Here is a 6953-nt window from a genome sequence, read left to right as displayed (position 1 = left end):
GATTCAGGTATATCATTATCAATCAAGGCATCCTCACCATTCACTTCTATGGCCTTGTCAATCATTTTGGAAAATAGTAATAAACATTCTGCAAATTGATTTAACGAAGAATTAATAAATACTTCTTCATAATTATTACTGCTGTTAAGAAATACTATCTTTTCTTCCTGCTCAATTATACAGATCGGATCCCCGTAACTAGTTGATCCTAAAAACAAATACTTTCTAAATACTCCCTGCATGTTTAACACATTTGAAATAGGTCTTCCTATCGATTGTGAGGAAGAAAACTCTAAATACGGTGGAGAGCTCTCAGGTAGGCCTCCTATTGCCAAAAATCTTTTCACTTCATCGGAGACATTTAAATTGATTAAGTCTTCGTCATTAAACTTAATAAGTGGACCATCTTTGGAGACATCCCATTTTTTATTAAATTCCTCTGGTTGTATCATCCTTCAACACCTCAATTTATAAAAGGTTCTAAATAATATTGACAAATGATTAAATCAATCTATAAAGTAATCAAACTCGTTTTATGTTATTTATCTCCACTATTGATTTGTTCAAACCAATCTCTAGCAATAAAGCTTGCAGTTTTATTAGAATCGTTTGTATGTACAAGTTCATATTTGTATTCTGCAGTAAGTTTGTTTAATCATCATATGTCTCTCTACAATCCTATCATTAATATTATAAAAAAGTTATTTGATATAAGACCTTCTTCATATGAACAATAAATAAATATTTTATTAGCTCTTTCATATACATACTTTAAGCATATTGAAACGATATCTGCTTGCAATTCATTAAAAGAATCCTCAAATAGTTAATCCAATTCTTTCAACCCTATCTCTACACTTCCTGATTATTTCTTCCATGGACAAATATATCAACCGTTAGTACGTCACATTACCACTATTCGAACATAACACCAAAACTAACATTTTCAAAATTCAAATATGCGTTGCAAATATCAGAAGTATAGTAGGGTTTAAGTTCTTGGATTTTTCTCGAAGTAATAAACAATCCAAATCCTGATACATCATTACAATTTTTTTCAAATACTTGGATTTCCGTATCTGTATCATCATTAGCAACAATTATTTCTACACTTTGACCAATTGACTGTATAACTTTTTCATGAATTTTTATCAACTTATCTATTTCTTTATATATATTTTCCTTGAGAAATTCTACGTCAATTATATCAATATCAGTTTCATAATGTTTACGATCCTCATATTTATAGCGATTTACTTCTATTTGTTCTGTATAATGTTTCTTAAATAGATTACGAATCACTTCAATATCTTGTTTCTTTATTTCAAGTTCCGAGAGATAAGTATTAACTAATCTCACTATTTAACGACTCCTGTCCTAATTAAAAATATATACCGTGAATGACTATAATTGAAATAATAGCTCTACACTAGATAGTTAACTATGAAATTCTTATAGAATTTGACTGAATGCAATACCTATTGTACTATGTTTTATTTTAAACAACAGATTTAATCAATCTCAAAGCTTCACAGTAAATATTAATTATCGAGTAGGCTATTTACAATCACGTAAGAAATCGTAAAAAGCACCCTTCATCTCTTTCCGCTTCTCTACGATTAGCTCTGAATAAAGAATTGTGTAAAAATACCCTTCAAAAGTCGAGTTAATCTTTCCGCATTTTTTGGCAAATACCGTTTGCTTAAAGGCATAGATGACGCGATCAATAACAGCTTCTAGGTCTTTCTTTAGTTTCATTTTACGATATACGAGTAGCACTCTTTTCCATAGCTCATAAATTCCGAGCGCATTGAAAAACGGTTTTGCAGCAATTACAAATTCTTGAGGAATAGATTCTGGTAAAAAGCTTACATCAAGTTGTTCAGCTGTCGGCTCTTTCTGTTCCTTTACGTTATAAGGTTTTATCGTTCTTTTCTCACAGAGTGGCTTTGCTTATTCTCTGTTTTATTAGCTGTGACTTCTGGTGTGTCATCATGGTGTGACATCGTATTTTTTAATGCTTCGATTGACGCAAATGGCTGGATGATTAGGATGTTAACCCCTTGTTTACCTGTCTTTCTTGCTGTTGGAATTTTTTTAATAATCCCTTTCTCCATTAAGACGTTCAAGGCGCGAATGACAGTGCGGCGACTAACGTTTGCTTGTTCTGCTAAATAATCATTTCGGGCAAAGGAAACACCGATTACCTTAACCGAATGCCGCCAAATTTGTGTAAGAACGGATATCGTCCCTTCTGACAAATCCTCCTTATGCTTATACAAAAAACCGCGGACAGCTTGATCCATTTCTTCAATTGTGTGAAATGATTGATAGGATTGTAATAGCTCGAAATTAAATTTCTCCATCTTGTACTCTCCTTAACTCCCTGAATAGCTTATCAAGCTTCTCTATTAAAAAGATGCTTTCACCCTATATATAGGGGAAGTGGTGTAGGAGAGTAGCGTCGAAATAAAAAAAAAATTATTTTTAAGATTTACAGCAAAACATAACAAGCTCGAGAGTCCCCATAAATAAAAAAGAACCGTGGGCATTTTTTTCACGATTCTTCTCGAAAATCATAGATACATTTTTTCGAATTCCATAGCTGCACAAGGTCTGCCGTAATAAAAACCTTGAATATGATGACAATTTTGCTCTAGTAGAAAGGCAAGCTCTTCCTTTGTTTCGACTCCTTCGGCAATGACATCCATATTTAACTGCTGGGCCATTTTAATCATCGCTGCTGTAATTGCAGCATTCTCAGATTGACAAGAGATATGTTGAATGAAGGACATGTCAATTTTTATTCCGTCTAGTTTAAATGCTTTTAAATAATGAAATGAGGAATTGCCTGTCCCAAAATCATCTATATATATTTTCACACCCATTTCCTTTAATTCAAGAAGAGTTTGATAAATATACTCCTCATTTTTCATTAAAGAGTTTTCAGTTATTTCAAGCTCGATCCAATGCCCATCCAACTTGTATTCTGATAACAAATCTCGTAAATCTTGAGCAAATCCACTTTGCAAAAATCGTTGTGAGCTAATATTAACACTTATTGGGATTAGTGGAATATTTGCAGCTCTCCACGTAACTAGTTGCTCACAAACTTGACGCTTCATCCATTTACCTAATGAAATAATAAGACCTGTTTCTTCTGCAAGCGGGATAAATTCACCAGGTGAAACCATCCCGTACGTTGGGTGCATCCAACGTATCAATGCTTCCGCACCAATCGTTTTCCCTGTTATTGCATCGACACGAGGCTGGAAATGTGCAATAAATTCATCATTCATTATTGCTTTTCTTAAATCTCGTTCCATAAAGAACCGTTGGAATTGTTTATCATCCATAGAAGTTGTGTAAACCTGATACATATTTCTCCCATGTTCCTTCGCTTGATAAAGAGCAATATCCGCCTTTTTCATTAAATCTACAGCAGTGGTTCCCGATGTTGGATAAAAACTAATCCCAATGCTTGTCGAAACCATCAGTTCAAATTCGTCAATATTGAGCGGTGTGCTCAGCTTTTCTAATAGATTTTTTGCTAAAACGATAACCTCCTCTTGATGATCAATTTCAGGGCAAAGAATCATAAATTCATCCCCACCCAATCGTGCTAGATGCTGCTTGTCACGATCGATTGTGTCTAGTAAACGGGATGATATTTCTTCAAGCAGCTGATCGCCAATTAAATGTCCTAACGTATCATTAATCGACTTAAACCGATCTAAATCAATAAATAAAACAGCGAGCTGAATGTTCGACTTTTCAGCTAGTTGTAAGGAATCATTAAGCTTTTTAACAATCCACCTTCTGTTAGGGAGCTTAGTTAGTTCATCATGATGTGCAAGATATTCGTTTGTTTCTTGAACCCGCCGTTGCTCTGTAATATCTTTTCCAATTGAATATACCCCTTTAATTTGTTTATCAACAATAATTGGGAGAAACGTGACATTAAAAACAAATTTCCCCTTCTGAGTTTGAACATTTAAATCAAAATTTTGTGGGTTCCCTTCAATTGCTTTTTGAAAATAATGAACAGTTATTTCTTTATCCTCATCCGCAACTAGTTGTTCTAATTTGAGACGTGGGATCGTGCCATATGCATTTTTATATAATTCCAACATATTTGGATTCATATCAATGATTTCCCCACTTGGCGTAACTGATATAACATAATCTTGACTAAATTGAAAAAGTGATTGATATTGAAACTGGTTTACCTTGAGCTCTCTTTGGGTTGATCGTAATTCAGATATATCATGAACTGTGCCAACGATTTCAATGACAGATTTCCCTTGCACTATAGGGGTAATATCGACAAATACAAGCCTTCCTTTTAATTCAACCTCATAATTTACTCTGTTTCCTGTAAAAGCTTCTTTATAATGGCGATACTTTAAGTCGGCAATTTCTTTCGGAAAAACATCATGTGGCGTATGATGTAAAAGTGTTGCTTCATCCGCTCCAATCGCATCTAAGAGCTTACCTGCAGCCATTGTATAAATGAATCTCCCTTTACCGTCCATTTTCATCTTAAATATTCCATTTTGGAGGTTTTTCATTGTTTCAATAAAATCAACCTTCATTACTTCCTGCAGTTGATTTTCCACAGTTACTCTTTTCGTAATATCTGTTGATACGCTGAAATACTGGTAAGGTCTTCCACCTTCATCTAAAAAAGGAACAATCGTTGTTTCTGCCCAGTACAAGCTTCCATCCTTTCCTTTAATTAGAATTTCGCCCAACCAAGTTTCACCTTGACGAACCGTTTTCCATAAGCCTCTGAAAAATTGTTTGGGATGATAACTAGAGTTTAAAATGCAAAAGTTTTCGCCAATTAATTCTTCCGCTTTGTATTTCGACAAGTCACAAAACTTTTGATTTACAAGCTTGAAGTTCCCCTTCGGATCCGTAATGGCAATCATTGTTGATTTATCTAATGCTAGTTTGATATTTGCTAATTCCTTGCTTACTTTCTTCAGTTGTTCAGATTTATTACGTTGTAAATCCTCTATAATCATTATCTTATATTGCACATCTTCAATCGTTAGTTGTTGTGTTGTTACTTTGACTTTGATAGGCTGGGATTGCCCACCGATCCCAAAGCATTTTTGCTTATTCGTCCCTTCATCAATGGGATACGTATAATCTGAAAGTATTGTATCAACATGGCGACCATCGGCATGTTCATTTTTCAAAGAAAAAAGATTTTTAGCATTTTCATTTATGTAAATGATGATCCCTCTCATGTTGATTACAATGACTGGGTCTGTTAAATGTTCAAATAGTTGAAAAAACTGGCGATTTGCAGATGTGTACTGAGTCATGGTCGTAATTCCCCTCATTTAAAACATACTCTTTTCATTTAATTTATTATACCATTGAATCATTCTGAAACGACACCAATTGGAAAATCTTTCAATTTTATTACATAAAAATGACATTTCATTGAAACTAGTACAATGTCCCTTTTCTTCAATCATACAAAAAATGCCCTGCGCCCAAGAAGAAGCAAAGCATCTATTCTCATACAAAATCTTTACCGATTGCCACCTACACGTCCTAACCCCTTGATGCGAAGGAACTTCATTTTCCCACGCTCTTTAACATGAACAATACTGCTAACAACGATTAGCTCAGCTAATATTCCCATTGATTGAGCTAAGGCACCGATCATCCCATTCCAATGTGACGCAAATTTAACCGCAATAACTAATACGATCAAGGTCATGATTAGATTTGCAGACTGTGAATAAATTGTTACCTTTGTTTGCTTATGAATCATAAGTAACCCATTAAAGTAATCGACAAATGGGAAGATTAGAGCCATTAGAATGAATAGCTTTAATACTTGTAAACTTGCATCTAATAATCTACCGCCAACTCCCATGACATGTTCTAGGAAAAACGCGCCGAATGGTGTAAAGCAAAATAATGTAAGAAGAATGAAGGGTATAAATCCGATTATAAACGAAAATTTTTTAACCTCTGATTCATGGTCATCATAAAAATTAATCACAATTTGGTGCATGTAGGAGAAAAAGCTTAAAAACAGTTGTGCGACACTTAAAGCAAGCGCATAGCTTGCAATAGCTAGCTCGATATCAGCCGTTTTTCCTAAAAACACATTGATTGCTGGACCAATCATGACGATAATAACGGATGAGAGCATAAGTGGACTATAAAATTTAAAGATTGTTCGTTTCGATGGGATTTGCTCCTCATGTGTTTCAGGCATCTTCCGAACTAAGGAACGACCTTCAATATAGCTAACAAGACACTCAATTATCATCCCAACGAGAAAAATAATCGCTCCTGTTTTCCCTGTAATATGTCCTGTATAAATAAATAATAACGATAATAAATACATCGCTGCAAGCCTAATCCCCATGCCTATCGTTAACCACTTCGTTTGCCGATTATAAATGATGATCCCCTGGTTCAAGCAGCGGAGCGCAGAAAAAATCGTCACAAAAATGAGCACCTGATAAATATTTTTAATATACTCAACCATTCTGTCATTCGCCCCGTAAACGGTTGCAAAAATGAAATCTCCAACAGGTGTAAACGCAACAGCGCATGCAACAAGTGTTAAACTAACGATAATGTAAAACGTAAACCTCGACATTAGCTTAAATGAATATGTATCCCTTACTAAGGAAGAACATGTTTGACGAAGCAACACCCCTAGTCGTTCTGTAATTCCAAACAAGCTCATCGCAATCGCATAGCAAGCGATAATAAATTCGGAATTGTCCGCCCGAACTAGAGTACTGTTAATAATAATATGAGATAATGTAACAAGACTTGCCGAGCATCCTAATGGAATAAAGAAAAACAACAATGTTTTCGTATCCAATCCCTCTGATTTATTCATTTCTCCCCATCACCTTTTGTTTAGTAAAAAAGCTTTTTCATTTCCAATGTAAGTTGATATTTATTAT

The 6953-nt window shown here is 34.5% G+C and carries 6 protein-coding genes; all 6 read right to left on the bottom strand.

What is annotated here, in order from left to right:
* Window positions 1-452 (bottom strand): SUKH-4 family immunity protein (locus HU235_RS07135; RefSeq protein WP_174879759.1); only part of this gene is annotated, 452 nt, incomplete at its 3' end.
* Window positions 453-915: 463 nt separating this feature from the next.
* On the bottom strand, window positions 916-1359 hold the full coding sequence (locus tag HU235_RS07130; protein ID WP_095302137.1) for a hypothetical protein: 444 nt from the start codon (window positions 1357-1359) through the stop codon (window positions 916-918).
* Between the two features lie 198 nt (window positions 1360-1557).
* Window positions 1558-1758, bottom strand: a complete 201-nt coding sequence (locus HU235_RS07125; RefSeq protein ID WP_174879758.1) for a hypothetical protein — start codon at window positions 1756-1758, stop codon at window positions 1558-1560.
* A 164-nt stretch (window positions 1759-1922) separates the two neighbouring features.
* Complete coding sequence (locus tag HU235_RS07120; RefSeq protein WP_174879757.1) at window positions 1923-2366, bottom strand: helix-turn-helix domain-containing protein; 444 nt, start codon at window positions 2364-2366, stop codon at window positions 1923-1925.
* Window positions 2367-2576: 210 nt separating this feature from the next.
* On the bottom strand, window positions 2577-5336 hold the full coding sequence (locus HU235_RS07115) for an EAL domain-containing protein (protein ID WP_174879756.1): 2760 nt from the start codon (window positions 5334-5336) through the stop codon (window positions 2577-2579).
* 212 nt (window positions 5337-5548) lie between these two features.
* Window positions 5549-6886 carry an MATE family efflux transporter gene (locus HU235_RS07110; protein ID WP_233452156.1) on the bottom strand — a complete coding sequence of 446 codons (1338 nt, stop codon included), beginning with the start codon at window positions 6884-6886 and terminating at the stop codon, window positions 5549-5551.
* Between the last annotated feature and the right edge of the window lie 67 nt (window positions 6887-6953).

The organism is Metabacillus niabensis (assembly GCF_902829255.1).
Classification (GTDB): domain Bacteria; phylum Bacillota; class Bacilli; order Bacillales; family Bacillaceae; genus Metabacillus; species Metabacillus niabensis.
Note: the sequence above shows the minus strand (reverse complement) of the source record. Positions and strands in the feature narration are given on the sequence as shown.

Excerpts from the sequence above, each read along its gene's own strand:
- HU235_RS07125 (WP_174879758.1), bottom strand. The coding sequence starts at position 1,758 with ATGAAACTAAAGAAAGACCTAGAAGCTGTTATTGATCGCGTCATCTAT.
- HU235_RS07120 (WP_174879757.1), bottom strand. The coding sequence starts at position 2,366 with ATGGAGAAATTTAATTTCGAGCTATTACAATCCTATCAATCATTTCAC.
- HU235_RS07115 (WP_174879756.1), bottom strand. The coding sequence starts at position 5,336 with ATGACTCAGTACACATCTGCAAATCGCCAGTTTTTTCAACTATTTGAA.
- HU235_RS07110 (WP_233452156.1), bottom strand. The coding sequence starts at position 6,886 with ATGAATAAATCAGAGGGATTGGATACGAAAACATTGTTGTTTTTCTTT.